Origin of the sequence: Chryseobacterium sp. MA9 (assembly GCF_024399315.1) — a bacterium.
Taxonomy (GTDB): domain Bacteria; phylum Bacteroidota; class Bacteroidia; order Flavobacteriales; family Weeksellaceae; genus Chryseobacterium.
This window is the reverse complement of the sequence record NZ_CP075170.1, coordinates 2,130,983-2,157,061: the sequence shown is the minus strand read 5'-3', so window position 1 is coordinate 2,157,061 and position 26,079 is coordinate 2,130,983. Positions and strand designations below refer to the sequence as shown.

Sequence of the window (26,079 nt, the reverse complement as noted above, 5' to 3'; positions counted from 1 at the left end):
GTAAAAAATCTATGAATTTTAGGCAAAAAAAATGGGGTGTAAATGTGGTTTATTGACTTGATTATTACCATAAGACATAAAGATTATAATCCGTGAAAAAATGAATTGAAATAATTGGTTCGCTTAATTGGTTCGATATATTCCGGATGTAGTATTTTTTTGAAATCCCTTTTGGTAAGATGTTGTGAAAGTAAAACAGGAAAATTTGATCGTGATCCTTCTTTAATAAGTGTATAAAGTATGGTATTGTCTTTAAAGAAAACAACTGTGGTTTGTTCATAATGTTTTCCAAAGCTATAGAAATCTGCAGTCTCATTTAGAAAAATCAAATTGCCCGAAACCTTGGTGATTCTATAATTATTTTTTTTTCCGTATTCAATAATTCTTTTTTTAGCTTCTTGTTTATGAATGTCAAATGTAATTTCCTTTAAATATTTTTCGGTGGATTTACAGTATAATACGTACACACTAAAGATCAGTGAACATGTAATGATAAAATATTCTAAGCTATTGTTTGGCGAAGGCTCTATTTCTCCAAAACAAAGTATTGAAATTCCTGCCAATGCTAAGGAACCGAAATAAATTGAGATCGTATCAAACTTATCGTATGAACTTTCTTCAAAAACTAATTTTCTAGATTGAATACTTTCAGTGATTCTTAAATTTTTTAGAGATCTCATGGGACATCAGGATGATAGTTTATGATTGGTAAGTTTAGATTTTATGAATAAATATAATGAGCCAGCTGTTAAAAATATTATAGAAGCTATCCATAAAAAATAACCTGTTTCCAAACTTATATTCTTCCCATTCTTCCGTTTTCTGCAACTAAAATTTCCTTCCAGAAAAAAAATGTTTCTGCAATTAAGAAAGCTATTGCAGCTAATAGAGCAGAAATTACAAAATATTTTTTATAGCAGAATATAACCGAAATAAAGAACCAGATATTAGCTGTCCATACCAGAAATTCAAATAATCCACCACCCAAAAAACTAATTGGACCTATGAGGAAAGTTTCCCATGATTTGTAATCTTTAATCTCTCTCATATCTTCAACTTTAAAAGCTGTAAAACAAAGAGAGATTACGAATATTAACAGGCTGAATATGATAATTCGTTTTCTTACATCCATCCCAATTTCGATAAATACCTCTCCTCAATAATATTCAGGTGATGATAATTGTGTCCTACAATTAGTTTTCCGATGGTTTCTACAGTAATTTCATGGCCATTGGCTGTACCGGTATTTTGTAAAGCGGAAGGATGAAGTGTTTCTAATAGAATCTGAGAAGATTTTCTTACCAGTTTGTATTCATCTAAAAGAGATCCCAGGCTTCTTTCGTCTGCAAAAGATTGATCAGCATATTGATTTTCATCAAATCCCGGAAGGTTGTTTTTCTCTCCTCTCGCGAAAGCTAATATTCTATATTGGAAAACTCTTTCTGTATCTGATAAATGGAGCAGAAGTCCTTTTAATGTCCATTTTCCTTCTGCATAAGCGAAATGAGACTGTTCTTCGGTAAGGTTAGAATAAATTCCTGTTGTTTTGTCTGCTGATATCTGCAGTTCGTTTAACCAGTTTCCTGATGGAATCTGATCTAAATATCTTTGAATATATTTTTGAAAATCGGTCATGTTATTTTTTTGTTTTTAGTGGTATTTTGGGGTACAAGTTTTCGGGATTTGAGGTAGTAAGTATAATGTGTAAATTATTTATTATTCATTGCTTATTACTCATTAACTATTATTCTCTATTGGTCCATTCGTAGAAATTCACAGAATCATACAGTTCAAATCCACAGGCTGGATACAGCTGATTCCCGATATCATTGCTTTTTCCTGTTTCTAAAAGAATACCGCACGCTTTCGATGTACGGCAGTGTTCTTTGGATTCTTCAATTAATTCTTTAGAAAAGCCTTTTCCTCTATGGTTTTCATTCACGTAGAGATCATTCAGCAGCCAGTAACGCTGCATTCTTGTAGACGAAAATATCGGGTATAATTGTACGAAGCCTGTTAGTTTACTATTTTCTTCTGCAACAAAAATTTCAGAATCTTTATTTTCAAGTCTTTCCTGGAGAAAGCTTGTTGCAGTGGGAATATCCGAGGTCTTATGATAAAATATTCTGTACTGATCAAATAGTTCAGCCAGCTGAGACAAGTCGGAAATGACTGCTTTTCTTGTGTTTTTCATATTATTAGTGATGGTTATAATAAAATGAGAAGGATTTAATAACCCCTCTCATTTCAGTTTATGGTATGTTAAGAAAAAGCTTTCTCTAAATCTGCAATAAGATCCTCAGCATCCTCAATACCTACGCTTAAACGAACAAGGTCATCAGTGATTCCCAATTCAGCACGTTTTTCTGCCGGGATTGAAGCGTGAGTCATCAGAGCAGGGTGGTTAGCTAAAGATTCCACTCCTCCTAAAGATTCTGCAAGTGTGAATACTCTTACTTTCTCTAAGAATTTGATTGCATCTTCTTTCTTTCCTGATTTGAACGTGAATGAAACCATTCCTCCTGATTCCTTCATCTGAGATTTTGCCAATTCATACTGCGGGTGAGATTCCAATCCTGGATAAATTACTTTATCTACAGCTGGATGATTTTCAAGATATTGTGCTACAGCAAGTCCATTGTCAGAATGTCTCTGCATTCTTAATGCCAGTGTTTTGATCCCTCTCAATACAAGGTAAGAATCGTGAGGTCCTAAAATACCACCGCTTGCAAACTGAATAAAGTGAAGTTTTTCCCCCAGTTCAGCATCTTTAGCGATAAGAGCTCCGGCAATCACATCAGAGTGTCCTCCTAAGTATTTCGTTGCAGAGTGCATCACGATATCAGCTCCCAAATCAATTGGTCTCTGGATATAAGGTGTTGCAAAAGTATTGTCTACTGCTACTAAAATATCTTTTCCTTTCGCAATATCTACAACCGCTTTGATGTCTACTAATTTCATCAACGGATTGGTAGGCGTTTCTACCCAGATCAGTTTCGTTTTATCTGTGATAACATCAGCTATTTTAGAAACATCATCAAAATTAACGAACGTAAACTTCAGTTGATATTTTTCGAAAAGTCTTGTGAACATTCTGTAAGTACCTCCATAAAGGTCATCTACAGCAATTACTTCATCACCAGGGTTTAATAATTTCAAAACACAGTCGATGGCAGCAAGACCAGAACCGAAAGCTAAACCTCTCGCTCCATTTTCAATACTTGCCAAAGAATCTTCCAATGCCTGTCTTGTAGGGTTGGCTGCTCTTGAATATTCATATCCGGAATGTACTCCAGGGCTTTTTTGTGCAAACGTAGAGGTCAAAAATACAGGAACATTTACAGAACCTGTTGCAGACTCATGGTGCTGCCCTCCGTGAATTACTTTTGTATTAAAATTCATAATTTTTTGCTTTAGACTTGAGCATTAAGCAATAGAATTTATTACTTAAGCCCATTGTTTTTTATTAAATTTGCTCTAGCTGAATACAAAAAGCTTACCGCTTACCATCCCCAGCTTATCACAATTGTATTTTTTTACTTAATAGCAGATTTTACAGCAAACTCTTCTGCAATTTCTTCCATCCACTGCGCTACATCCTCTTCACCTGTTGCTCTCTGATAAGTACTTCCTAAAGATATTAAAATCTGGTGGATAAACATCTTCATTTGATCTACAGGCATTTCTTTAGTCCAAAGATCAATTCTTAATGCCTCTCTTGTTTTCTCATCCCAAACAGAAATCATCGTTGCTTTAGTATCTTGTTTGTCAATACCTCCGTCCTGAGCGTTCCATGTAATATTTTCAGGCACATGATTTTCATCAAGCTCAACATCTATCGTAATCTGAGTCTTTCTCATTTTTTCTATTTTTTTCTAAATTCTAAATTTTCTATTGTTTAAGTTTCGGTTTATAACCGGATTCATTAAAAATGGTGGTTGCATCCATTTTCAGGAAAGCTGTAAGTTTTGTCTCAGGCTTTTCCTTAAGGTATGTCTTACAGATCTGCCATCCTGTAAAAATCCCGATTTGTGGTGAAGATTCATTGTCAATCTCCGTATAAAATTTCGAGAATGGTCCAGGTGATATGAAACGTTCTCCCAATCTTGGATCATCTCCGAAGATCAGGTTGCTTTCTACAAAATAATTCCAGATATTGGCCTCATTACCCGTTGCCCATTCATACTGCTTTTTGGTATAATTTATTTTCAGATAATCAGGAGTATCCGGAAGAAAAGCGTCCTGAAGAATCATTACTTTTCCGTTCAGAATGATCTGATCAATGAATTTCTGATGATCAGGGGATTCCGTTACAATATTTTCAGCAAAAAGTTGTGATACCTTAGGAACAATATTCTGCGGGTTCATTGATTTTTGAAAATAGAGTTCCAGTCCCTTATAATTAGGATTTCCGTCTCCCATAAAACCGGTAACATCTATGAATAGGAGGTTTCCTTTCTGATCATAAAATATCGGATCCTGAATCATCTGTAATGCCGATGAAAATAAATATACTTTAGGGCTTTTGAACTGTGGAAAGTAATACTTGATATGCGAAAATAAACTCTTCAGCTCCGTTTGTAATGTAGCCTGATTTATTTTTCCAATAGCTTCCTTGTAGATTTTGATCTCTTCAGCATCCATTCTCCTTTTTTCGAAATCTGCATCTGAAACACTTCCCTGAAACCATGGGAACTGAGTTTTAAACTGCTCCAGCGGAACATTCGGATTGTAAAATTCTTTGGAAATATCTGTTACATCAACTTTTTCGGTAGTTTCTTTAACTTCTACCTTCCATTGATTTTCAGTTTCTTTTTTGCAGGAAACAAGTCCGGCAGCTAAAATAGAAGAAAGCGCAATATATCTAAAAATCTTCATTATTTTTACATGGAATTTAAGTTTACAAAAATAAGGATTAAATACACAATTCATGATGAAAATTAAAATAATTACAACCCTTTGCCTTATTTTGGGACTTTCTTTTTTTTATGGTCAAAAGCTTGAATTTAAAGATAAAAATTTTGAAAAAGCAGTACTTGAAAACTTTGATCTGAATAAAAACAGCATACTTGAACCCCTGGAAGCCGGAGCAGTTACGAATCTGTTCCTGGTTCAGAAAAGAATTACTTCCACAGAAGATCTGCACTTTTTTAAAAATGTGAAAATGATTGTCCTGGATGATAATGCGATTCCGTATATTGTATTAAACAATCTGGATCAACTGGAATTGTTTTCCTGTACAGGATGTGGAATTTCTTCATTCAAAACAGAAAATTTGAAAAATTTAAGTTCTTTATACCTGGATAATAATCTGTTGGAAGACATTTCGCTGGGAGGCATTCCAAAAATTGACCAATTAACATTATCTTTAAATCAATTAAAAACAATTGATCTGATTCAGTTTAAAGCATTGAGAAAACTGAATTTAGAACATAATAAGCTTCAAAAAATTGATATTTCCGGTAATCCTGTTTTACAAACCCTGAACATAATGGGAAATAAAATAAAGGAAACGGATATCAAAAAAGGCATAAAAACAGATGTTACCATTTTTGGAGCTGGAGAGTAAAAAAACTAATGATTATGAAAATAGAAACAAAACGGCTGATTTTAAGAAAGCTTGAAGATACAGATGTTGAACGCCTTTTTCTTTTGGATTCCAATCCTGAAGTGATGAAGTATATCGGGGTACCTGTATTGACAGATATCAGTGAATCCAGAAATGTTATCAGCATGATTCAGAAACAGTATGAGGAAAATGGAGTAGGAAGACTTGGTGTGGTGGAAAAAGAAAGCGGACAGCTGATAGGATGGAGCGGATTAAAATTACTTACCCATGAAACAAATGGCTATAACAACGTACTGGAACTTGGATATCGCTTCCTGCCTGAATCTTGGGGCAAGGGGTATGCAATGGAGGCCGGAATAGCCTCTCTCGATTATGGTTTTAATGACCTGAATGCAGAAGTTATTTATGCCTATGCTCATTCCGAACATGAGGTTTCCAATCATATTTTAAGAAAATTGGGATTTGAAAAAACCGGTGAGTTTGAAGAACCAGACGGAATCTGTTTCTGGTATGAGCTGAAGCGTGAAAAATATACACAAAAATGATTACAATAAGACAGGAAGAGAAAAAAGATCATCACCAGGTCTTTCAGCTTACGGAAGAGGCTTTTAGGGAAATGGAACACAGTGATCATCAGGAGCAGTTTCTGGTGGGAAAACTGAGAGAATCTAAAGCATTTATCCCGGAATTATCATTAGTGGCAGAAGATGAAAACGGAACAATTGCCGGACATATTCTGTTTACAAAAATTAAAATTGTCAATGACAGCGAATCGTTTGATGCCCTTGCGTTGGCACCTATTTCCGTAAAACCTGAGTTTCAAAATCAGGGAATCGGAGCGAAATTGATTCTTCAGGGACATCATATTGCCCAAGAGCTGGGATATGAATCGGTAATACTTATCGGACATGAAAATTATTATCCGCGCTTTGGTTACAAAAAAACAAGTAATTTTGGGATCTCATTTCCATTCGATATTCCGGAAGAAAACGGAATGGCTTTAGAATTGGTAAAAGACGGATTAAAAGATAAAAGAGGAGTGGTGAAATACCCTCCGGAATTTGGAATAGACTAAAAAATATAAACGATGCAGACACAAAAAGTAATAGATCACATTGTAAACTGGTTAAAGGATTATGCTACAAATGCTAAAGTAAACGGATATGTAATTGGAGTTTCCGGAGGAGTAGATTCCGGAGTAGTTTCTACTTTAGCAGCAATGACAGGCATGAAAACATTACTGATCGGAATGCCGATCCGCCAGAAAGCTGATCAGGTAGATCGTGCACAGGATCATATGAATGACCTTAAATCCAGATTTCCCAATGTAGAAACAATATCCGTTAATCTTACGCCGGCTTTTGAAGAGATCTATAAAACCTTCCATGTAAATGATGAGGTATACCCAAATGAGAATTTGACCTTTGCCAACACAAGAGCACGTCTTAGAATGCTTACACTTTATTATTATGGCCAGCTGAACGGACTCCTTGTTTGCGGAACAGGAAATAAAGTAGAAGATTTCGGTATCGGGTTTTATACGAAATATGGAGATGGCGGAGTAGATGTTTCCCCAATTGCAGACCTTTATAAAACTGAAGTATACGAACTTGCGAAAGGATTAAATCTTATCAAAAGTATTCAGGAAGCAATTCCTACTGATGGGCTTTGGGATACGGAAAGAACAGATGAGCAGCAGATTGGTGCTACGTATCCGGAACTGGAAAAAATCCAGAAAGAATATGGAACTAAAACGGCTGACGATTACGAAGGACGAGATAAAGAAGTATTCCTGATCTTCGACAGAATGCATAAAGCCGCGAAACATAAAATTGACCCTATTCCGGTTTGTGATATTCCTGAAGATTGGAGATCATAATAAAATGTACCAGTTCAGCAATGTAATCATTTAACAATAAACGATACGTTGCTTGATAGGTAAATTGTCACATTAATACAACTATTGTTATGAACGGTAAAATAAGATCCTTGTTTTTTATATGTCTTGGACTCCTTTTCGGGATGGGTGTAATGTATGTTTACAGAAACTTTATTGAAGATAAGAAAGGGCAGCCGGGTTCGAAAACAGAAACAGTGAGTTATGGCAGTACCTCTTCGGATGGAAATTCATCTGCTCAGGTTTCTATAGAACAGCTTACGGAAGAGAAAACGGTGATCAGTTATGTGAAGCAAAATCATAAACTTCCGGATTATTATATCACTAAAAATGAAGCCAGAAAACAAGGATGGAATCCTTCCAAAGGAAATCTTTGTGACATACTTCCAGGAAAAGCTATTGGTGGAGATAAGTTCGGAAACAGAGAAGGTCGTTTGCCTGATGGAGAAAAATATTTTGAAGCAGATGTAAACTATCATTGCGGAGGAAGAAATGCTGATCGTATTATCTACACTCAAAATGGTGATGTATACCTTACCAAAAACCATTATAAAAGTTTTGAAAAACAGTAATGTATAAATAAGACCCAGTCATTGCGAGGAACGAAGTGACGAAGCAATCTCTAAAATAATCACACGTGAAAGCAGGTTTTGTCTACATCATGACAAATAAAAATCACACAACTCTTTATACAGGAGTTACTTCAAATCTGCCTAAACGTGTTCAGCAGCATAAAGAATCATATTATTCTCAAAGTTTTACCTCAAGATATAATTTGTATATACTTGTGTATTGGGAATCCTTTCAGGAAATTGGAGATGCTATATTTAGGGAAAAACAAATAAAAGCAGGTTCCCGACAAAAGAAACTGGATTTAATTAATAATATAAATCCTGATTGGAAAGACCTTACAGATGACATTGAGAATATCATGGATGTTTTTTGAGATTGCTTCGTCGCAGAGCTCCTCGCAATGACTAATGTATAATTTGCATTGTAATTATTATAAATCTTAATTTTGAAAAATTATAACCTTTTTTACTTTACCATCATTTTATTTCTGATGCTTTCATGTTCGGAAAAGAAAAGTGTGGTAAAGGAAAAGGAAGAGAAACAAGCCATAACAATACTCATACAGCCGTTTAAAGATATTAAGGAGGAAACTGTAGTAAAAGTAACCGAAGGAATAAAAAATGTATATCCCAATGTAAAAGTTCTGGATGCCATAGATTTTCCGGCAAATACTTATTATAAAGAGAGAAACCGATATAGAGCAGATTCAATCATTAAATTTTTGAATAAGGAAACAAAAGACGGTTTTGTTATAATTGGACTTACTACAAAAGATATCAGTGCCACCAGAGGAAAGATCAAGGATTTTGGGATCATGGGGTTGGGGTATAGACCAGGAAAGGCTTGTGTAGCTTCAAATTTCAGACTGAGTAAAGAAAACCAGGATGAGCAGTTTTACAAAATAGCCATTCATGAGCTGGGACATACGCAGGGGCTGCCGCATTGCCCTGAAAAAATGTGTTTTATGAGAGATGCAGAAGGCAAAAATCCTACTAATGAAGAAACGGATTTCTGCAAAAAATGTAAAACTTTTTTAATCAATAAAAATTGGAAATTTAATTCAATATGAAGACAGTATATATAGATTTTACAGACATAGGTGATTATGAAGATTTTTATACCCAGTTAAAAGAAAAAGTTCAGCTTCCTGAGCATTTTGGGGATAATCTTGATGCACTTTTTGATACCATCACCGGTGATCTGGAAATGCCGCTCCATTTAGAATTCGTAAACATGACTGTAGATCAGCTTGAGATTTTTGAAGATTTGCTGACTACTCTGGAAGATGCCGAAGAAGAAGTTGAAGACTTTAGCTTTAGCTATTATCTGGAACAGTACGAAGACGAAGATGATGATGTAGAATCTGAAGAAGAGTAAAAAAATAAGGCTGTTTCAAATTATGAGACAGCCTTGTTTGTACTGAAACGTGAAGATTGTTGCTATTACATCATATCAAGATTTTAAACCTTGATATGGATTAGAAATCTCGCGTTTTTGTAAATCTGTCCTTTTATTTTTCTTTACAAAAACGTAGAATCAAAATAAAAAGGAAGCAGATCCTTCACTGCATGTACTTTTACAACCTCCTCATTCATACTTGAGAAATAAAGATCAATATTCTCATCCTGTTTGGTTTCATACTCAATTAAACTCTGGCGGCAGGCTCCACAAGGAGGAATCGGAGGGTTCTTTTCATGAAATTCTTTAGGACCACCCACAACGAAGATCTTTTTTATTTTCACATTCGGAAAGTTGGCGGCTACCCAAAAAACAGTCGTTCTTTCTGCACATAGTCCAGACGGATAAGCTGCATTTTCCTGATTGTTTCCGGAATAGATTTCTCCGTTTTCCAATAATACGGAACATCCTACCAAAAATTGAGAATATGGTGCATAGGCATTCTCACGAGCCTCTTTGGCTCTTTCAAATAATTTATTTTCTATATCGCTCAGTTCACTGCTATTTTTAAAATATTCGTAACTGATCTGTATGTCTTTTTTCATATATTGTCAACTAAAAAAGGGGGGTAAAATTAGTTCTTTTTAATGAAGTGAGCAATATTTTATTCTTCCAGTGAAAAGTTCAATTTTTTAAAGAATAAAAATGTTATACACGCCAATAAAATTCAGAAATGTAGAATTAAAAAACAGATGGGTAATGTCTCCTATGTGTATGTATTCATGTGAAAACGGAGAAGCTAACGACTTCTATTTTGTACACTACGGAAGCAGATCGCAAGGTGGTACAGGACTATTGATTGTAGAAGCCACGGGAGTAGAACCCAAAGGAAGAATTACCAATCACTGCATGGGAATCTGGAATGATGAACAGGCAGAGAAGCTGCAGAGAATTGTAGAATTTGTACATAAGAATTCAGAAAGTAAAATAGGGATTCAACTGGCTCATGCCGGAAGAAAAGGATCAACATGGAATAACCTGCAGATTTCTCTGGAAGAAGGCTGGGAAACCGTTGCTCCAAGCCCTATTCCTTATCACCCTACAGAAAGAATTCCGCATACATTAACGACAGATGAGGTTAAGGAACAGGTTCAGAATTTTAAAAAAGCGGCCCAAAGAGCAGTGAAAGCTGGTTTTGATATTATTGAAATTCATGGAGCACACGGATATCTCATCCATCAGTTCCTGTCACCACTATCCAATATCAGGACAGACGAATACGGTGGAAGCTTTGAAAACAGAATCAGGTTTCTGATCGAAATTGTAGATGCTATTAATGAAGAACTGGATGAGAATACGGCATTATTTGTAAGGATTTCAGGAACAGAATATGCAGAAAATGGCTGGGACATTCAAAGCAGTGTTGAGCTGGCAAAAATTTTAAAACAACACGCTGTAGACCTTATTGATGTATCCAGCGGCGGAAATATTCATGGTGCAAAAATTTCGGTTTTTGATGGCTACCAGGTTCCTTTTTCATCACAGGTGAGAAATGAAGCTGAAGTGAAAACCGGAGCGGTGGGCTTAATTACCAAAGTGGAGCAGGCTGAGGAAATTCTTCAGAAAGGTGATGCAGACCTGATTTTTGTAGCAAGGGAGATTTTAAGAAATCCATATATTGCTGTTCAGGGATCTTTTGAAATGAAAGAAGACTGCTTTTTCCCACATCAGTATACCAGAGCCAAAATCTCTTCTTAGATAATGAAAAATTCATAAAAACTCAGAAATGGATATCAGTGATTTCATGCTTACCTGTCCCAGTAAAAAATTCCTGGGAGTGGAATGCTTGGGTTGCGGTGCCCAACGGGCAATCATATTGGTATTTGAAGGGAAATTTTCAGAAGCTTTTCAAATGTATCCTGCTGTATATACCTTATTGTTATTTTTTTTGATTCTTGGTGTAAGTTTTATCGATAAAAAAAGAAAATACGGGAATATTTTAATGATTTTGATTTTCGTTAATCTCATTATTATGGTAGCTGGGTATCTGTATAAGCATTATTAGCTAATAAAGAAAAGAATGACTAAACTTTTGATTTTGAATATTATTCTGTGTTTTGGTTATATTCCTATGTCGATCAACAGGTGATTGTGTAGAAAAATTTCAATAAAAAATAAAATTTACTAGATTAAAATTCCTGTATTATTTTGTTGTGTAGAATTTTTAAAATGTCGTAGAACTACTACAATTTCTGAAACAGTGCTCTAAAAACTTTTTAAATTAGAACATGAAGTCTATCTTTGTTATATAAATCCTATTATCTGGGAACAGTTGTTAATGATTAAAATTTAAGAATATGGCAGGAAATTCAAGAGGAATCTTAAAATTCAATGGAGGAGAAGGTCAGAAGTTATTAAAGCTTAACTACAGCGTATCAAGATCTACAGACATTTCAGGACGTGTAGCATCTGATCCGTCAAACGCACTTATTAAAGTAACTATTGAAGCAACAGAAAAATCTGATGTTTTAGAAAGTTTACTGAACAGCAAATATAAACCTACAAACGGAGAAATAAACTTCAATAAATCTCACGAAGAAGGAACATTGATCTCTTTGAAGTGGGAAAACGGATATGTTATCCAGCATGAAGTAGACTTTGATGCAGTGGATAGCAACAATATGCTGATCAGCTTTGTAGTAAGCGCTGAAAGTATTACATATGGAAATTCATCTTATGACGGACTTTGGCCAATGAGCTAAGTCTTTCATGAGTAAAAAATAAAAGACTGTCCTTAATAAGACGGTCTTTTTTTACCTTAGACTATATTCAGTGGAACTTTTGTTTTTATTTTTAAATTCCCGTCCTGTTGAATAATCGTTTAGAAAACTAATCAAATCACTAAAAAATATGTCAAATACACCCGGAAAATCACAAGCGACGTCTTTTCGTCCTACGCAGAATGCAGATGGTATTTCCGAAAACCATCATACAGGTATCAACCGTCTGGTAAAACTTTCTCTTGTCATAGAAGGGAAAATTATCAAGTACTATAAGCATTTTAAGCTTAAACAAAGCACCAGACGACACCACGAATTTACGCTGACACTGGCACATGATACCCTGGGAGACAGACAGACCCATTCATTGGAAGAGGCCAATAAGTTTCTTGGAAAACGTCTTACAGCTGTTATTTCCTATAAAGATATAGACAACAGCCCCGAAAGAACCTTTGTAGGAGTAATTACCGGAGTAGGATTCAGCCAGGAACAAATGAGCTTAGGAAATATTGTTCTTACCGGATACAGCCCTACCATTCTCCTTGACGGAGCGCCACATATCCAGAGTTTTGGAGGTGCGCAGTCTGTAAATGTAGGAATCATTGCAGAAGAAGTGATCAAACAGGGAATTGACAAAAGCCGTTTTGATATCAGGGTAGATGCTAATAACTTTTCCCAGATCATCTACAGCAGCCAGTATGATGAAACCCATTACAACTATCTGGCAAGAATGGCTGAAGCTTATGGTGAACAGTTCTACTATGACGGTGAAGTCTTACACTTCGGAAAACTTCCTGCTCAGAATAAACCAATAACCCTTACTTACGGAAGCAGCGCCAATGATATAAAAGTGGAATTGAAAGCTGTACATACCAAGCCGCAGTTCTACGGTTACAACAGTAATAAAAATGAAAGACTGACTTCCGGTTCAACACCGATCAAACATGTGAGTGATCTGGCAAAAACAGCATACAGCCATAACGAATCTATTTATAAAACTCCGTCTTTACAGATAGCTCCCATCAAAGCTGCCACACATCTTGACGTTGAATATTCTCAGAAAAGTGCATCTGGAAGCGAAGCTGTTAACGTTTTTTCCATTTCAGGAAATACAACAGTTCCTTTCCTGCATCCAGGTTGTGTAGCAGATGTGCAGATGCGTAAACAGGATTCTAATGAAACCTCCTATTTTACCAGAATAATGATTACAGAAGCAGAACATGAAATTGACACAATAGGTCATTACAATGGAAGCTTCATAGGAATAGCTGCAGACACAGGCTTTCTTCCAAAACCGGAATATACCCTTCCAAAAGCTGAACCACAGACTGCAACGGTAATTTCCAATACAGATCCCGAAGGACAGGGAAGAATACAGGTAAGATTTGACTGGCAGACCAATGATACCACTCACTTTATCCGTATGATGAGCCCTGATGCAGGAGGAACAGATCAGATTACCCAAAACCGTGGGTATGTAGCCATTCCTGAAGTGGGAGATCAGGTAATGGTCAATTTTGTTCACAGCCATCCGGACAGGCCCTTCGTAATGGGAGGAATGTTCCATGGAGGAATTGCTTTAGGAGGTGGTGTAAACAATCACCTGAAATCCATACAAACAAGAAGCGGGATCAGAATTTTAATGAATGATGAAGAAGGAAGCGTAACGATTCTTGATCCAAGTGGAAATACTTATTTCATGGACGGACAGGGCAATATCAGTATGAAAGCACCTAAAAACTTTACTTTAAATGCAGGTGACAATATCAATATCACCGCAGGAAAAGAAATTTCAATAGGAGCAGGGGCAAGTATTACCAGTACAGCGAATGATAATATTATTTCTATTGCAGGAAAAGACATGAAACTTACGGCTTCAGGAGATATTACAGAAACTTCGGATACCAGAACGGAAATGATTGAAAAAGAATTCAAAAGACAATCTGAAACATCCAACGAGATAGCAGGTGAAATTTCTATGTTCAGCGAACTTGAAAATATGACCATGCAGAGTGGAAAGATTGTAGAATTCAACAGTGCTGAAAAATCAAAACTTTTCTAATATGGCCATCATAAAAACAGCAACCAATCTACGCATCACAGTTAAAGATTCTTACCATCTGAGCGTAGGAAAAAAGGTTGAAAAAATAGCAAAGAAAATCAATGTGGAAGCACATAAAGCAAATCTGGTTTTAGCAAGTAACAAGAAGATTATGTCCCATGGTCATAAGTAAATATAACCTGCTGATTCTTTTTATATGGTGTTTTGCATTAACGAATTGTCAGAATAAAAAAATGGAAGAAAAATACAGTTGGCTGGGAACCGTTTCTGCCCCACAGGAATATCCGATGGAAGTGTATGAAGGAGCTATTGTTGCTGATGGTTTTACTTACAGCTTTGATGCCATTTGGGGAACACAGAATACAGGATGGGGAAAAGAAGGTGGAACTATGAACGTAAACACCGAAAGAATGGATGCTCCCCATGAGCTGGAATTCACATGGTACTCTCTGGTAGAAAATAAATTCTACACCGGAAAATGGAATCTGGATAAAGAAAAGATAAAACGCCTTTTTGATGAAGGATTTATAGATCAGGATACGAAAAAGAAATCTACCTACAGCTCATTTGTCGTAGGATTGGCTCCGCAGGGAAGAGTAGTGCTTTGGATGAAAGGAGCAGGAAATCAGAAAGAAGTAGGTGCTTTTCAGGCCCATGATACCATTATTACCAAAGAAAAAGCATACGATAACGCACAGTATATGCTGAAAGAAGGATTTGCAGACAGAATGCTGAAAGATCCCTCTTATAAGACATTCAAACCGGAAGTTCGGGAGAAAATTGAAAAAGAAGGATATCCTGCAGCTGATATTTATAACGTATACAGAGAAAAATATAACTGGAAACCTTCAGTGATTCTTCCGGAAGGTGCAACATGGATAGATTTCGGTTTTACCAATTATAATGGAGAACAGGAAAATCTTTTTGATCAGAGTTTGAAAGATAATACCTACAAAAGCAGAGCTGTTCCGGGATTCTGTGGTTTTTACTGGAAAGATAAAAATAATAACAGATATGCGGTATGGATAGACTCTTTTGATGACAAAGAAATATTTGATCTGTTTCAAAAATTAGGTAAGGATAAAAACATTGATCTTACCATTAAAGTCAATGAAGACAATACTAAAGTTTCAGTGTCCTTAGAATCTGAAAAAGAAAAACTGGCAGTTACCAAAGCAAAAATCAGGGTATCCCGAAAGATAGAATGATAATATTCACTCAGTCAATTTAAAAACAAGAACTATGCACAACAATCAATTTGGAAGTTATACACCATCTGTATCCAAAGAGGAAGTACTGGATATTACCATTGGGATTTTTTTTGACGGAACCCTGAATAATAAAACCAATACAGACGAAAGAAAAAAAGGAACGGAGGCTCATAAAAAACATGGCGGAAAAGCTGAAGACAATACCAGTTACAACAATGACTGGAGTAATGTAGCCCGTATGTGGGATAATTATGATAAAAACTTCGGTATTTATATAGAAGGTATCGGTACACAGGATAAAGAAGGAGATGCTACGTTGGGATATGCTTTCGGAACAGGAGAAACCGGGATCAGGTCTAAGGTGAGAAAAGGCTGTGAAGAAATCGTAAAAAAGGTGAAGACCATTAAAGCAGAAAAGAAAGCTGATAAAATTGCTGTTCTTACTTTCGATGTATTCGGATTTAGCCGTGGAGCAGCTGCTGCCCGTAACTTTGTATACGAAATTGGAAAATCAAAATATAAAGCCACTTCACGCACAGTTGCCAATGAAGCTGTTTCGGTGACTACCTATTCAGATGATGACGGAAAAGGTGTTGCCTCGGAAGAACTTCCAAAATGGGGACATCTTGGCCTTAAACTCGAAGAAGCAGGATTAAAGGTGGATGTTTTGAAAGTAAGGTTTCTGGGAATTTACGATACCGTTTCTTCCTATTCAAAATACCTGTCGCCAGTACCCAACTTCAGCAATGATGTAGAAGAATTAAGCTTGAATGAAATTGGAAAAGCTCAGACAGTAGTTCACTTTATCGCAGAAAACGAGCACAGAGAAAACTTTGACCTGACAAGAGTACACATCGGAACTGAAAAAACATTCCCAGGTGTACACTGCGACGTAGGCGGAGCCTATGAAAATGGGGAGGAAACATGGGAAGAAGTTGAAACATCATGGACCACCAGTACCAAATTAAAGGCATTAAAAACAGAGCTTGAAACAGAAGGATGGTATGAAAAAGACCAGCTTACCATTACTCCCGGATTTTATCTTTCATTAAGAGGATCGCGCTATCTGGTGAAGACTTTCAGCTATATTCCTTTACATTTTATGGCAGAATACGGGATTGATAAAAATCTTCCTATTACCATAAAAAAACTGACAGACGATAAATATTCCATTATGGATGATCAATTTTTAATAGGAATAAAAGATCGTCTCAGAACTTACGTAATGGGAGATGGCAAACCTTATTCTTTCAGACATTATAAAGAGCTGAGGGATGCTTATGGAGGAAACGAAATTCCGGAAAACCGTCAGGCAGCTTATCAGAAAGAAGTAAAAGAACAGGATGATTTAAGATTCCTTCGTCTTCATTACCTTCACTGGTCAGCAAGAAGAGAAAAAATCGGGATGGATCCGAGACCAAACAGAACAAGAGTTATCCATTAGAATTAAATTTTTAATAAAAAGAGATCATACAAAGAAAGAAATTGAAGTAGGAACATTTTATGCAGAAATATAACATACATACCGTTCAGAAAGATGAAACTTTAAAAAGTATAGCCGCGCTGTACGGGTTGGATAAAGATGCATTAAAACTCTTCCATAATAATCATTGTGCTGTTAAGGATATGATTCTGATCAACCTTAACGGGCAGAAAGAACTTTTTATTCCGAGAACGGCAGTTGCAGATAAAAACCGTCTGGTAAAATTCGGAAGAGGAAACAACCTTATTTTTCAGCCGGAAACTTCAGTGCGGAAATACAGTGTTGTCATTACCATTGAAAAAGGAGAAGCTCAAAGTGAATTAAAATATGAAACATCAGTTCGCTGGCTGAAAACAGAAAAAGGACATCACTTTTTTGAGATAGACAGGACCACCAACCTTTACCTTAATGAAGAAGAAGTCAATGAAATTGCAGATCTGCTGGCGTACAGAACATCTAAAATTTTATACCCTCTACAGATTAGTACAGATGAAAAGGGAAAATTTGAAACAGTGGAGAATGCTGAGGTATTTATCAAAAGATGGCCGGCTGTTAAAGAAGAACTGTATAAAGAATTTGAAGGCGAAACCGTAGACGAATACTGCGGAAAGATTGAAAAAGTGATCAGCCAGCCTGAAGCAATAGATCTTTACCTTAAAAATGATTATTTCATCCGTGCTTTGTTCTTTGGAATATATCAGAGCTTCGGAAAGGAATATAGAACAGAAATCACAGCAACCTTTCCGGTAGTGGATAATGCAATTGAACCCAGATATAAGATAACACTGCAAACAGATCCGCTAAAAGGAGAAACAGGCCTGATCACTGTAGAAGGATCAGGAAAATTATATGAAGAAAGAGATATTGATGATTTTATAAGAAGATCACCTTTTTCATTGATTATAGAAGACGAACCCGTGATGAATGAAGAAGGAACTTTCAGAATAATAAGCTATATGAAAGGAGAAACTTCACTTCCGGAATCTCTTTATCTGGAATGCAGTATTATGCTGCAGGAAGAGAAAAAGATTTCAGTATCAGTTTCAGGAATTGATGAAAACTAAATTACCATTTCACTAAAGATAAAATTAATATGGCAGAAAAACATATTGTAGTACAGGGCGCCATGTGCAAATGCCAGTTCGGGCAGGCTCCGGACAAGCTGAAAGTACTTACACACCAAAAAGAATATGCCAATGATAAAAGCGCTTCCAAAAAACTGATCGTTACTACAAAAGAAATAGGAGCAGCTACATTTGAAAAAAACACATTCGGAAACTGTACCAAAATGGGAGTTCCGCCGCCACCTTGCAAGATCATGGTTACAGAATGGCAGAAGTTTTATGATAAAGTGCAGCTCAGCAATGGCGGATATATCATTGTAGAAGACAGCAAAGCCGTATGTGCTGTTGCCGGAACTCCATGCATTGAGATTATAGATCACGGGCAGAGAGCAGAAGCCAGCCAGCAGAATTTTAAAAATGCAGATAAAGACGTTCAGCAGCAGATCAATCCGTTGGTGGATTCCGAGGAAATGTATAACGAACAGCCTTCGGGAGGAGGTCAGGATGGTGCAATCTAAATGATACAAAAATGGCAAAAGGCGTAAAGAAAATAAAAGTTGTAAGTGGGCTTTATTACCCTAAAATGTCTGTATTGGGGCAAAGGGTTACGATAAAGCCTGATCAGTGGGTGCAGTTTGGTGTTGATGATTGGCTGCCGGGCACTACAGATGCAGACAAAAAGAAACCTCTTATCTGGATGAGGCAGAACAGCAGCAGAAAAATTATTATCAATCAGGTATCCTCCGCAGGCGGGTACAAATTTTTAATAGATAAACAATACTGTGGAAGCTATCATTTTTATATCGAAGCAAGTCTTTCAGGAGTAAGAGATACTAAGAATAATACAGGATTATATGTGAAAGGCTGGTGCGATCCCAAAATTGTAAGCAGTAAGTGGTCCACACAAAAAAACAGCAAAAGCATAAAAAACAATAAAAAGATAGAGTATATTTCCTACGGACATATTGTTCACCTGAACCTGATGACAGAAGGTCTGAATGGAAATACAGTCAGTATTGAACTATGGAACCAGCAGTCTGCAAAAAAAGATAAACTGGTGCATACATACAACAATGTAGAAGTAATTGACGGAGAAATAAATCTGAAAATAGAAAATACTTTTGCCTGGATGGCATATGTAGACAACATTCAGAACGTAGAAGAATTCTATGTTAAAGTAAAAGATACAGCATCAAAACAATACATCAAAGATAAGCTGGGTGATGATCTTCATGGCATCTATCTGAATGTAAAAAATAAAATAATTACTACCAATACCAACGGAGCCCAGAATCAGACACCTACCAAAGTATATAAGCCGGATGCAAATTCTGTAAGGCTTGAGCCGTGTAAATTTGAAGTCATCAAAATCACAGAAAGTGAAATAAAAGATGGCAAAGCCAACAATACAATAGCTACAGTCTTTAAAAACGGAGACGGTGTAAAACAGATAAAATCCGCTGCATTACAGGAGCATATTCAGAGAACTATCTTTTACAAATTTGATTCAACAGTAATTGATAAAGATGGAGTAGCAGTACTGAATAATGTACTCAAGTTCCTTCTCGAGCACAAAGATGCCACCATGAATCTCAGTGGTTATGCCTGTGTTATAGGAAAAGAAAATTATAACAAAGGACTTTCGCAAAGAAGGGCGGATGTTGTCAAAAAATTCTTTGCAGACGGTGGATTAGATCCCAGAAGAATTATCTCTGTAGGAAAAGGAGAAGTAGATCCTACTGATGATAAAATGGGAAGAGATAATATTAAATATAAAAATGAGAAGGACTATGAAAACAACCGAAGAGTAGACATCTCATTCGTATTCAATGCTCATGATGCCCAGACCATCCACTATGCTGTTGTAGCTCCTACATCAGCTACAAAAAAAGAACTTATTATTGATGTTACAGGCTTTGATACCAACAGCTGTTTCAGAGACACCAAAAACAAACATAAAAAAGAAATTTATATTGTAGACGTAGGGCAGGCAATAGATAAAGGAGATACAAAGAAAAGCTTTCAAACACCATCATTCCCTTATGAAGTGTATTCTCCGCTGGACAGATATAATTTTGGAGGAGGAGTTGGATTTGATGCCCAATCCATGACCCTCATGCAATATATATGGCCTGCATCTACCAGTCCCAATCAGTTTCATATGCATGTACACACTTGCAGATATTACAGCAATGAGAAAAGAACTACTGTATTAATAAAAGCATATCCGGATATAAAATGGAGATTTGCCTTTTTTATCAACCTGAGCAACAGCTTAAGTATAAAATGGCAGAAAATGACTCCTGACAAGCATAAAGAACTTAGAAGCAAAGCATTGAGTCTTGCCAATGAAGAAAAAGGAAAATACACAGATGTAGAATTTGGAGTAGAGCTTAAAGCCTCTTATGACAAACAGAAAGATGGAAGCTACCACAGTAAACCGGAGCTTACCCTGAAATATAAAGATAAGATCAGTAAACTTTTCTCCATTATTTCTTCCGTTAAAAAAATGTCTCAGGGGATAACATCACAAACAAAGGGTGTGGTATCCAAAGGAGTAGGAAGAAAGTTACCATTTGAAATTAAATTAAATGCTCCCGCATTATATTTTGGAGCAGAATGGGAAGCAGATGTGAATGAAGCACATTCTGACATAGGAACCAAGCTGATGCTTTTCATTGAGGCTAAACCATTGGTTGAGCTCGCTATTGTTTTTGACCTTCTTGCTTTAATTGTTCAGGCAGGGGTTGCGGTAGCTACAGCCGGAACAGGAAATGTTCTTGCTCTTGAAATCTTCAATATGGTCAGAGAATGGGCCAGCAAAGGATATGAAACAGAACATGTAGTCATCAACTTTAAAATGTACATTGATCTTGAAGTAAAAGGAAAAGTAGACGGTGTAATAGACGGTTCATTCAGTACCGTTAAAGGTGATAAGGAAGTTAATTTTGATCTAAGCTCAAACATCACAGTCGAATTAAAATCAGGACTTGAATTAAAGGGAATGTTTGTTGTTATCGGAACAACAAAAAAACCAGAGCTGGAAGGACATATTGAAGGAAAATTAACAGCAGGAGCTACTATGGGCATTACTTCAGGTCATAAATTAAAATATGATTCTACCGCAGGAATTTATTATATCCCGAGTTTAAGTATAGACCCATGTGTGGGAACTGTAGTAGTAATGGTAAAAGCCGGATTTACCTATAAAAAAGTAAGCTCAGACTGGACTCCGGTGAATTACAACAGAACCCGTACATTTTTTGACGGATTTAATATCATGAAATATTTAGCAGAATTAGCAGGCTATGACAATAAAATATTACTTTGGGAAAAAAAGAAAAATTAAAAATATGTTTCTACTTTTAATCATGTCTCTGTTTATATCTTGCAGTACCGCAAAAGAAGACTTATCCAATGTTCTTTTTCCTGTGAAAAAAGAAAAGATTTTAAATGGACTTGACTATACAGAGAAGAAGTCTGCATTGGATGAAAATCTTATCGCCTATCAGGTAAAAGATATGAATACTTTTAGCTTATATGGACAGTATTTTGCCAATGAAATTAAAAGTAATTCAGCAACATATGCCGGGAAAAATTATCTTGAGCTTTTAGGAAATTCAAAAGATATAAACGGTTATAAAATCCATCTGTATACCCGGAAGGAAAGTGAAAAACTGGAAAAACTCCTTCTTGGAAAACTGGGAAAGCCAGCCTTTGATAAAGGAAACGAAACAGAAAGGAACATCATTTGGGAAACTTCCGGAAAGCTATACATTCTGAATAGCGGAAATGCCGAAATACAAGGAGAAAAAACAAAAGAATCGGATCTGTTGTGTTTAAATACTAATTTTACCACGCTGATCATTAATGCTACTCAGGCTACACAATATTCTGAGTACTTAAAATTCAGGATGAAAAACAATAAGAAGGTAGAAAATTACCCTTATAGTGTATACAATAAAGAAGAAAATTAAATAAAAAGTTGAATGAAAAAGATCGTTATATGCCAAATCGCTTTGAGCTTTGTTCTCATGAACTGTCAGAAAAAAGGAACAGACAAATCAGCTTCCCAGACAACCAATACCATCGTTACCAATAAAACAGAAAACAGCACACAGGGAAAAATGGATTTTAAAGATCTGAAATTCGGAACCAATGGAGAAAACCTGCTTAAAGGAATTGGATTAAGTGTTAATGACAATGCTTCAGGTGATTTTAATACCTCGGTGGATTATGTTGAATTTCAATTTCCAAAGGATAAAAATCTGAACCTGTCTTTATTTAATAACACCCTGCAATCTGCTACAGATGACATTTCCATTTTTTATTCAAAGAACGATAAAAAAGTATGGTGCTACGAAATGGTACTGCAGAATAATCCGAATACAGATGCCATTCTGAGCGCTATTGAAAAAAAAGCAGGACATAAAGCTGACTTTTCAGATAAAAAAGTAAATACAAAAGAAAGACCCATTTTCCTTGATGAAAACGGAGAATTCAAAACAGATCATATAGAAGAAACAATACAGGTTTGGGAGGATAAAGAAGCTAAAACAACCTTCTTCACCATTCACACCGTGAATCTTTCTAAGAAACCTAATGAAAATACATTGAAGATCTTTGCTTTAGATAAAACAAGCCCAAAATACAAAGAATGGGTTTCTTACCGCAGTCTCGATATGTTTTATAATAAATAATAACAATAATGGCTAAAGAACCTTACTATACCATTGATTTTACTGCTGTTTATTGCAAATTTGAAGTTCTGGTGAATGACATCCCTGTCATTGCCATGGAAACAGAAGGACAAATGTCTCCCAATGTTCCTGTTAATTTCGGAATAAGCAGTTCCGGTGAGCAGAAAATTGAGATTAAGCTTCTGCCGGTTGCAGGAGAACAGCATATAGATTCCAGAACAGCATTTCAATATACTGTCAAATTATTTGATGTTTTTAATGATAAATTTGTCCATGAAAAAGATTGTGGCAATTTTCAGTTTTCAGAAAAGGAAACCGCAAAGAAACTGCCTTCATTAAGCCATAAATCATCCTTTCAGGCTGAAATTCCCTATGAAATGATGAGTTGGGAACAAAGTCGTGACCTGCTGTCTATTTCAAAAGATAATTCTTACCTTGGTACCAAATTGGATTCAGCATACAAAAAAATAAGCGGTCTTATCAGCTCAAAACAATATGAATCTTACTTTGAAATGATAAAAAATCGTGAAAAAAATATGGCTTTATCCATGTATTTAAGCGATGCAGATACAAAAGCAAGGCTCAACAGCTTATTGGAAGATTTTAATAATGGCTTTAAAATGATGCCGCTGCCGGAAGACAGGATTTTAAAGATCTATGGTAATGGAAAACTGGCAACCTATAAAAAAATAAACGGAGAACCTGCGTTTTTCCTTTATAAAGACCAAACCGGTGAGGAGCTGATGCTGGAACTGATGTTTCATATTCCACAGGGAAAAGAAGAATTTGAAGTCATTTAAAAAAAAAGAAATACTGGAATAATATTCAGATATTTCTATCGGGTTTTAGAATAGAATAGATGGGAGTGAAAAAAGGAAGACCGTACATTATATATAGTATTTTAGGAATAATAGCTGCATGCTTTATTTATTTTATTCTGTGGGTTATTTTTAAAGATAAAATGCCGCTGCATGAATATGCTTTTGAAATTGCCAATAACTATGACAGCTATGCAGAAAAAGCAATAATTATTATTCCTTTAGTGGTTTTTGTTCTGATATTTATCACTTTAATGAAACCTAGTGCTGGAAAACGTTTTTTACGTTTACAGTCGTCTCTTCCAACTTCAAAAATCCATTCAGTAGCCAAAGGGCTGGTAGAAATTGAAGGGACCCTAATCATGAAGAATCCTTTGTTTTCACCAGTGAAGAATGAAGTCTGTATCGGATATTATTATACCATAGAAAATATAGACAGAGATTCGGATGGTAAAGAAACATACCGTACCATTCACAGGGAAACCCAATGCAATGCTTTTCAGGTAAAAGATGATACCGGAATCATAGAAGTAGAAGCTGAAGGGATAGAGCTGATTTTGTTGGGAGAAACCAATATAAGCAGCCACGGTGGCAAAAGATATCAAGAAACCCTTTTGAAAGATGGTCAGAAAATGCTTTTGGTGGGATATGCCGATTCCAAAAACGGGGTTTCTTTCATAAGAAAAGATGATTATTATAAAATCCTGGGGATTACTTCATCATCAGGAATCACCGTATGGAATAAATATCAGCCACTACTGAAGTCATTTATGTTTACCTGCTCTGTGATCCTTTTAATAATTATTTATATACTCATACAATAATGAATCAGACTGTCGCAATAATATTACTTATCCTTTTAGGAGTAGTTATCATCAGTTTTTTTATCAATCTGTATAACAAACTGGTCATGCTCAAATTTAACGTTGAAAAAGCTTACGGGAATATTGATGTGGTGCTGAAACAACGCGCAGATGAAATTCCCAATCTCGTAACCGTAGCCAAACACTTTATGAATTACGAGGAAAAACTGCTTACACATCTTACAGAGCTGAGAACATTTTATAATAACACTACGGATGCAGACCAAAGAACAGCCTTAGCTAATGAGACTTCAAAAGCTTTGTCTTCTTTCTTTGCCGTTTCTGAGAACTATCCTGAGCTGAAATCTAATAATAATTTTCTGGAGCTCCAGAAAAGAGTTTCCGAATTGGAGAACAGAATAGCAGACAGGAGAGAATTTTTTAATGACAGTGTTAACCTTTATAACATAGGAATCCATGAATTTCCCAATGTTATATTAGCAAAAATGCTTGCATATAAAGACAAAACATTATTGGAAATAACAGATGCTGAAAAACAATATAATGGAGTTCAGTTTTAATACCTTTTTCGGGTTGGAAAGCAAAATGGCAGACTATCCGGAAGTCACCATATTCGGGGCTATGTTTCTGCCTCTGTTATTATTTATTCCAATTGCATTAATAGGCTGGATATTCAGAAAGCTTAAATTCAATATGTACATCATTCATGTGCTGATGTATACATTGCTATTTACATTTATATTGGGAGCCATCACCATATTTGTACTTTTCTTTATTACAGACAAAAATGGAGTGAAACTGGCATATTGCTGGCTTACGGTCTTTACCGGAATGTTCATTTTCAGTTTAATCAATGCCAATACGATTACTAAAATGTTTACCGATTGGTCTAAAATAATTAAAGAAAAACAGAATCAGTAATTTTAGAAAGAAGCATTTAATATAATGGGAAAATCAAAAGTTCTGATGTTGATTTTTGTAGTATTGGTCAACATCTGTTGTGGAAATAAATCATTTGACCTGTCATCGGTTTCCTTAGCTGACGATGCCAAAAAGTATGACCTTGAAAACAAAGATTTGTTTCTGAAAGATGAGGCAAAACCAGATATTATTCAATATTATGCTGATGAAAATAAAGGATTATCATATGGAAATATTCCACTAGATAATACTATGGGCACCAGAATTACAGTGTATAAAGGGAAAGTAGGAGCTATTGATACCAATGCTGCCGAAAAATATTCTCTGGAATTTGTTGAAAAAATAATGAAAAAACAGGGAAAGCCTACCGCTGTCATTACAGATAAAGCAACTGTAGTTCCCCAACTCATAAAACCAATTTTTGAAAAGCTTGAAAAAGTTTCTCCTGAGAAAGTTTCCTGGAATAAAAATGAGAAAAATTCATTTACATATCCAACCTCTTTCTTCTGGGACGATGGGAAAAATTACTACATATTAAGCATTGCCATTGAAAATGACGGAAGAATAAGAAATAAATATATTTCCGTAACCAAAGAGGCTTATCGTAATAATGCCGTTTTTGGATTACAATATCCCACACCTCAAGGGTCGCCGTGGTATAAGTATATGAATTAAAATATGGATTAAGAGATGATAATAGGAAAATGACAAATAAAAAACAGATTCCGGATACTTGAATCTCTTTTTTTCTGTTTTATTATTGATAACCGCATACTAAC

The 26,079-nt window shown here is 35.8% G+C and carries 33 protein-coding genes; 25 read left to right on the top strand and 8 right to left on the bottom strand.

Annotated elements, in window-relative coordinates; genetic code table 11:
• Window positions 1-83: 83 nt before the first annotated feature.
• The 7 genes from KIK00_RS09725 to KIK00_RS09695 all read right to left on the bottom strand — a co-directional run bounded on the left by KIK00_RS09725 (window position 84) and on the right by KIK00_RS09695 (window position 4,878).
• Window positions 84-680, bottom strand: a complete 597-nt coding sequence (locus tag KIK00_RS09725) for a hypothetical protein (RefSeq protein WP_255816354.1) — start codon at window positions 678-680, stop codon at window positions 84-86.
• Window positions 681-796: 116 nt separating this feature from the next.
• Window positions 797-1,132, bottom strand: coding sequence for a hypothetical protein (locus KIK00_RS09720; protein WP_255816353.1), 336 nt, complete (start codon window positions 1,130-1,132; stop codon window positions 797-799).
• Window positions 1,123-1,635 carry a DinB family protein gene (locus KIK00_RS09715; protein WP_255816352.1) on the bottom strand — a complete coding sequence of 171 codons (513 nt, stop codon included), beginning with the start codon at window positions 1,633-1,635 and terminating at the stop codon, window positions 1,123-1,125. Before KIK00_RS09715 ends, KIK00_RS09720 begins: the two co-directional genes overlap by 10 nt.
• A gap of 109 nt (window positions 1,636-1,744) precedes the next feature.
• A complete protein-coding gene (locus KIK00_RS09710; protein ID WP_255816351.1) occupies window positions 1,745-2,194 on the bottom strand; it encodes a GNAT family N-acetyltransferase in 450 nt (149 codons plus the stop codon).
• Between the two features lie 68 nt (window positions 2,195-2,262).
• Window positions 2,263-3,402, bottom strand: a complete 1,140-nt coding sequence (locus KIK00_RS09705) for a cystathionine gamma-synthase (RefSeq protein ID WP_255816350.1) — start codon at window positions 3,400-3,402, stop codon at window positions 2,263-2,265.
• 134 nt (window positions 3,403-3,536) lie between these two features.
• Window positions 3,537-3,860 carry a gliding motility protein GldC gene (gldC, locus tag KIK00_RS09700; RefSeq protein WP_184556526.1) on the bottom strand — a complete coding sequence of 108 codons (324 nt, stop codon included), beginning with the start codon at window positions 3,858-3,860 and terminating at the stop codon, window positions 3,537-3,539.
• A gap of 31 nt (window positions 3,861-3,891) precedes the next feature.
• Window positions 3,892-4,878: a gliding motility protein GldB gene (locus tag KIK00_RS09695; protein WP_255816349.1), complete on the bottom strand. Its 987-nt coding sequence runs from the start codon at window positions 4,876-4,878 to the stop codon at window positions 3,892-3,894.
• Window positions 4,879-4,930: 52 nt separating this feature from the next.
• Between KIK00_RS09695 and KIK00_RS09690 the strand changes: the two genes are divergently transcribed.
• The 8 genes from KIK00_RS09690 to KIK00_RS09655 all read left to right on the top strand — a co-directional run bounded on the left by KIK00_RS09690 (window position 4,931) and on the right by KIK00_RS09655 (window position 9,416).
• Complete coding sequence (locus KIK00_RS09690) at window positions 4,931-5,569, top strand: leucine-rich repeat domain-containing protein (RefSeq protein WP_255816348.1); 639 nt, start codon at window positions 4,931-4,933, stop codon at window positions 5,567-5,569.
• Window positions 5,570-5,583: 14 nt separating this feature from the next.
• Complete coding sequence (locus KIK00_RS09685; RefSeq protein WP_255816347.1) at window positions 5,584-6,114, top strand: GNAT family N-acetyltransferase; 531 nt, start codon at window positions 5,584-5,586, stop codon at window positions 6,112-6,114.
• Window positions 6,111-6,644, top strand: coding sequence for a GNAT family N-acetyltransferase (locus KIK00_RS09680; RefSeq protein WP_255816346.1), 534 nt, complete (start codon window positions 6,111-6,113; stop codon window positions 6,642-6,644). The genes KIK00_RS09685 and KIK00_RS09680 overlap by 4 nt, the downstream gene beginning before the upstream one ends.
• Before the next feature lie 12 nt (window positions 6,645-6,656).
• Window positions 6,657-7,448 (top strand): NAD(+) synthase, encoded by a 792-nt coding sequence (gene nadE / locus KIK00_RS09675; RefSeq protein ID WP_255816345.1) that lies wholly within the window; start codon window positions 6,657-6,659, stop codon window positions 7,446-7,448.
• 89 nt (window positions 7,449-7,537) lie between these two features.
• On the top strand, window positions 7,538-8,038 hold the full coding sequence (locus tag KIK00_RS09670; protein ID WP_255816344.1) for a ribonuclease domain-containing protein: 501 nt from the start codon (window positions 7,538-7,540) through the stop codon (window positions 8,036-8,038).
• Between the two features lie 65 nt (window positions 8,039-8,103).
• Complete coding sequence (locus KIK00_RS09665) at window positions 8,104-8,412, top strand: GIY-YIG nuclease family protein (protein WP_255816343.1); 309 nt, start codon at window positions 8,104-8,106, stop codon at window positions 8,410-8,412.
• Window positions 8,413-8,484: 72 nt separating this feature from the next.
• The gene (locus KIK00_RS09660; RefSeq protein WP_255816342.1) at window positions 8,485-9,108 is read left to right on the top strand and encodes a Zn-dependent protease; all 624 of its coding nucleotides are present in this window, start codon (window positions 8,485-8,487) and stop codon (window positions 9,106-9,108) included.
• Window positions 9,105-9,416, top strand: coding sequence for a barstar family protein (locus KIK00_RS09655; protein ID WP_255816341.1), 312 nt, complete (start codon window positions 9,105-9,107; stop codon window positions 9,414-9,416). The genes KIK00_RS09660 and KIK00_RS09655 overlap by 4 nt, the downstream gene beginning before the upstream one ends.
• A gap of 143 nt (window positions 9,417-9,559) precedes the next feature.
• Here the strand turns inward: KIK00_RS09655 and KIK00_RS09650 are convergent, their stop codons facing one another.
• Window positions 9,560-10,042, bottom strand: a complete 483-nt coding sequence (locus KIK00_RS09650; protein ID WP_255816340.1) for a cytidine deaminase — start codon at window positions 10,040-10,042, stop codon at window positions 9,560-9,562.
• A 100-nt stretch (window positions 10,043-10,142) separates the two neighbouring features.
• Between KIK00_RS09650 and namA the strand changes: the two genes are divergently transcribed.
• The 17 genes from namA to KIK00_RS09565 all read left to right on the top strand — a co-directional run bounded on the left by namA (window position 10,143) and on the right by KIK00_RS09565 (window position 25,975).
• A complete protein-coding gene (gene namA, locus KIK00_RS09645) occupies window positions 10,143-11,195 on the top strand; it encodes an NADPH dehydrogenase NamA (RefSeq protein WP_255816339.1) in 1,053 nt (350 codons plus the stop codon).
• 28 nt (window positions 11,196-11,223) lie between these two features.
• Window positions 11,224-11,502: a DUF2752 domain-containing protein gene (locus KIK00_RS09640; RefSeq protein ID WP_370647739.1), complete on the top strand. Its 279-nt coding sequence runs from the start codon at window positions 11,224-11,226 to the stop codon at window positions 11,500-11,502.
• A gap of 292 nt (window positions 11,503-11,794) precedes the next feature.
• Entirely contained in the window at window positions 11,795-12,199 is a 405-nt protein-coding gene (gene tssD, locus KIK00_RS09635) for a type VI secretion system tube protein TssD (RefSeq protein WP_047378640.1), read from the top strand.
• Window positions 12,200-12,347: 148 nt separating this feature from the next.
• Window positions 12,348-14,279, top strand: a complete 1,932-nt coding sequence (locus KIK00_RS09630) for a type VI secretion system Vgr family protein (protein ID WP_255816338.1) — start codon at window positions 12,348-12,350, stop codon at window positions 14,277-14,279.
• A 1-nt stretch (window position 14,280) separates the two neighbouring features.
• Window positions 14,281-14,451, top strand: coding sequence for a hypothetical protein (locus tag KIK00_RS09625; RefSeq protein ID WP_184558220.1), 171 nt, complete (start codon window positions 14,281-14,283; stop codon window positions 14,449-14,451).
• Between the two features lie 61 nt (window positions 14,452-14,512).
• On the top strand, window positions 14,513-15,487 hold the full coding sequence (locus KIK00_RS09620; RefSeq protein WP_255816337.1) for a DUF2931 family protein: 975 nt from the start codon (window positions 14,513-14,515) through the stop codon (window positions 15,485-15,487).
• A gap of 34 nt (window positions 15,488-15,521) precedes the next feature.
• A complete protein-coding gene (locus KIK00_RS09615) occupies window positions 15,522-16,934 on the top strand; it encodes a DUF2235 domain-containing protein (RefSeq protein ID WP_255816336.1) in 1,413 nt (470 codons plus the stop codon).
• A gap of 59 nt (window positions 16,935-16,993) precedes the next feature.
• The gene (locus KIK00_RS09610) at window positions 16,994-18,037 is read left to right on the top strand and encodes a hypothetical protein (RefSeq protein ID WP_255816335.1); all 1,044 of its coding nucleotides are present in this window, start codon (window positions 16,994-16,996) and stop codon (window positions 18,035-18,037) included.
• 29 nt (window positions 18,038-18,066) lie between these two features.
• Window positions 18,067-18,555 carry a DUF4280 domain-containing protein gene (locus tag KIK00_RS09605; RefSeq protein WP_047378635.1) on the top strand — a complete coding sequence of 163 codons (489 nt, stop codon included), beginning with the start codon at window positions 18,067-18,069 and terminating at the stop codon, window positions 18,553-18,555.
• A gap of 11 nt (window positions 18,556-18,566) precedes the next feature.
• On the top strand, window positions 18,567-21,386 hold the full coding sequence (locus KIK00_RS09600; RefSeq protein ID WP_255816334.1) for an OmpA family protein: 2,820 nt from the start codon (window positions 18,567-18,569) through the stop codon (window positions 21,384-21,386).
• A 4-nt stretch (window positions 21,387-21,390) separates the two neighbouring features.
• Window positions 21,391-22,014: a hypothetical protein gene (locus KIK00_RS09595; RefSeq protein ID WP_255816333.1), complete on the top strand. Its 624-nt coding sequence runs from the start codon at window positions 21,391-21,393 to the stop codon at window positions 22,012-22,014.
• A gap of 12 nt (window positions 22,015-22,026) precedes the next feature.
• Window positions 22,027-22,737 carry a hypothetical protein gene (locus KIK00_RS09590; RefSeq protein ID WP_255816331.1) on the top strand — a complete coding sequence of 237 codons (711 nt, stop codon included), beginning with the start codon at window positions 22,027-22,029 and terminating at the stop codon, window positions 22,735-22,737.
• Between the two features lie 8 nt (window positions 22,738-22,745).
• A complete protein-coding gene (locus tag KIK00_RS09585; RefSeq protein ID WP_255816330.1) occupies window positions 22,746-23,537 on the top strand; it encodes a hypothetical protein in 792 nt (263 codons plus the stop codon).
• Window positions 23,538-23,602: 65 nt separating this feature from the next.
• Window positions 23,603-24,379, top strand: a complete 777-nt coding sequence (locus KIK00_RS09580; RefSeq protein ID WP_255816328.1) for a hypothetical protein — start codon at window positions 23,603-23,605, stop codon at window positions 24,377-24,379.
• Complete coding sequence (locus KIK00_RS09575; protein WP_255816327.1) at window positions 24,379-24,939, top strand: LemA family protein; 561 nt, start codon at window positions 24,379-24,381, stop codon at window positions 24,937-24,939. Before KIK00_RS09580 ends, KIK00_RS09575 begins: the two co-directional genes overlap by 1 nt.
• Entirely contained in the window at window positions 24,923-25,300 is a 378-nt protein-coding gene (locus tag KIK00_RS09570; protein WP_255816326.1) for a hypothetical protein, read from the top strand. The genes KIK00_RS09575 and KIK00_RS09570 overlap by 17 nt, the downstream gene beginning before the upstream one ends.
• 24 nt (window positions 25,301-25,324) lie before the next feature.
• A complete protein-coding gene (locus KIK00_RS09565) occupies window positions 25,325-25,975 on the top strand; it encodes a hypothetical protein (protein ID WP_255816325.1) in 651 nt (216 codons plus the stop codon).
• Window positions 25,976-26,079: the final 104 nt, after the last annotated feature.

Coding starts and splice junctions, on each gene's coding strand:
- KIK00_RS09725 (WP_255816354.1), bottom strand. CDS start 680: ATGAGATCTCTAAAAAATTTAAGAATCACTGAAAGTATTCAATCTAGA.
- KIK00_RS09720 (WP_255816353.1), bottom strand. CDS start 1,132: ATGGATGTAAGAAAACGAATTATCATATTCAGCCTGTTAATATTCGTA.
- KIK00_RS09715 (WP_255816352.1), bottom strand. CDS start 1,635: ATGACCGATTTTCAAAAATATATTCAAAGATATTTAGATCAGATTCCA.
- KIK00_RS09710 (WP_255816351.1), bottom strand. CDS start 2,194: ATGAAAAACACAAGAAAAGCAGTCATTTCCGACTTGTCTCAGCTGGCT.
- KIK00_RS09705 (WP_255816350.1), bottom strand. CDS start 3,402: ATGAATTTTAATACAAAAGTAATTCACGGAGGGCAGCACCATGAGTCT.
- gldC (WP_184556526.1), bottom strand. CDS start 3,860: ATGAGAAAGACTCAGATTACGATAGATGTTGAGCTTGATGAAAATCAT.
- KIK00_RS09695 (WP_255816349.1), bottom strand. CDS start 4,878: ATGAAGATTTTTAGATATATTGCGCTTTCTTCTATTTTAGCTGCCGGA.
- KIK00_RS09690 (WP_255816348.1), top strand. CDS start 4,931: ATGATGAAAATTAAAATAATTACAACCCTTTGCCTTATTTTGGGACTT.
- KIK00_RS09685 (WP_255816347.1), top strand. CDS start 5,584: ATGAAAATAGAAACAAAACGGCTGATTTTAAGAAAGCTTGAAGATACA.
- KIK00_RS09680 (WP_255816346.1), top strand. CDS start 6,111: ATGATTACAATAAGACAGGAAGAGAAAAAAGATCATCACCAGGTCTTT.
- nadE (WP_255816345.1), top strand. CDS start 6,657: ATGCAGACACAAAAAGTAATAGATCACATTGTAAACTGGTTAAAGGAT.
- KIK00_RS09670 (WP_255816344.1), top strand. CDS start 7,538: ATGAACGGTAAAATAAGATCCTTGTTTTTTATATGTCTTGGACTCCTT.
- KIK00_RS09655 (WP_255816341.1), top strand. CDS start 9,105: ATGAAGACAGTATATATAGATTTTACAGACATAGGTGATTATGAAGAT.
- KIK00_RS09650 (WP_255816340.1), bottom strand. CDS start 10,042: ATGAAAAAAGACATACAGATCAGTTACGAATATTTTAAAAATAGCAGT.
- namA (WP_255816339.1), top strand. CDS start 10,143: ATGTTATACACGCCAATAAAATTCAGAAATGTAGAATTAAAAAACAGA.
- KIK00_RS09640 (WP_370647739.1), top strand. CDS start 11,224: ATGGATATCAGTGATTTCATGCTTACCTGTCCCAGTAAAAAATTCCTG.
- tssD (WP_047378640.1), top strand. CDS start 11,795: ATGGCAGGAAATTCAAGAGGAATCTTAAAATTCAATGGAGGAGAAGGT.
- KIK00_RS09630 (WP_255816338.1), top strand. CDS start 12,348: ATGTCAAATACACCCGGAAAATCACAAGCGACGTCTTTTCGTCCTACG.
- KIK00_RS09625 (WP_184558220.1), top strand. CDS start 14,281: ATGGCCATCATAAAAACAGCAACCAATCTACGCATCACAGTTAAAGAT.
- KIK00_RS09620 (WP_255816337.1), top strand. CDS start 14,513: ATGGAAGAAAAATACAGTTGGCTGGGAACCGTTTCTGCCCCACAGGAA.
- KIK00_RS09615 (WP_255816336.1), top strand. CDS start 15,522: ATGCACAACAATCAATTTGGAAGTTATACACCATCTGTATCCAAAGAG.
- KIK00_RS09610 (WP_255816335.1), top strand. CDS start 16,994: ATGCAGAAATATAACATACATACCGTTCAGAAAGATGAAACTTTAAAA.
- KIK00_RS09605 (WP_047378635.1), top strand. CDS start 18,067: ATGGCAGAAAAACATATTGTAGTACAGGGCGCCATGTGCAAATGCCAG.
- KIK00_RS09600 (WP_255816334.1), top strand. CDS start 18,567: ATGGCAAAAGGCGTAAAGAAAATAAAAGTTGTAAGTGGGCTTTATTAC.
- KIK00_RS09595 (WP_255816333.1), top strand. CDS start 21,391: ATGTTTCTACTTTTAATCATGTCTCTGTTTATATCTTGCAGTACCGCA.
- KIK00_RS09590 (WP_255816331.1), top strand. CDS start 22,027: ATGAAAAAGATCGTTATATGCCAAATCGCTTTGAGCTTTGTTCTCATG.
- KIK00_RS09585 (WP_255816330.1), top strand. CDS start 22,746: ATGGCTAAAGAACCTTACTATACCATTGATTTTACTGCTGTTTATTGC.
- KIK00_RS09575 (WP_255816327.1), top strand. CDS start 24,379: ATGAATCAGACTGTCGCAATAATATTACTTATCCTTTTAGGAGTAGTT.
- KIK00_RS09570 (WP_255816326.1), top strand. CDS start 24,923: ATGGAGTTCAGTTTTAATACCTTTTTCGGGTTGGAAAGCAAAATGGCA.
- KIK00_RS09565 (WP_255816325.1), top strand. CDS start 25,325: ATGGGAAAATCAAAAGTTCTGATGTTGATTTTTGTAGTATTGGTCAAC.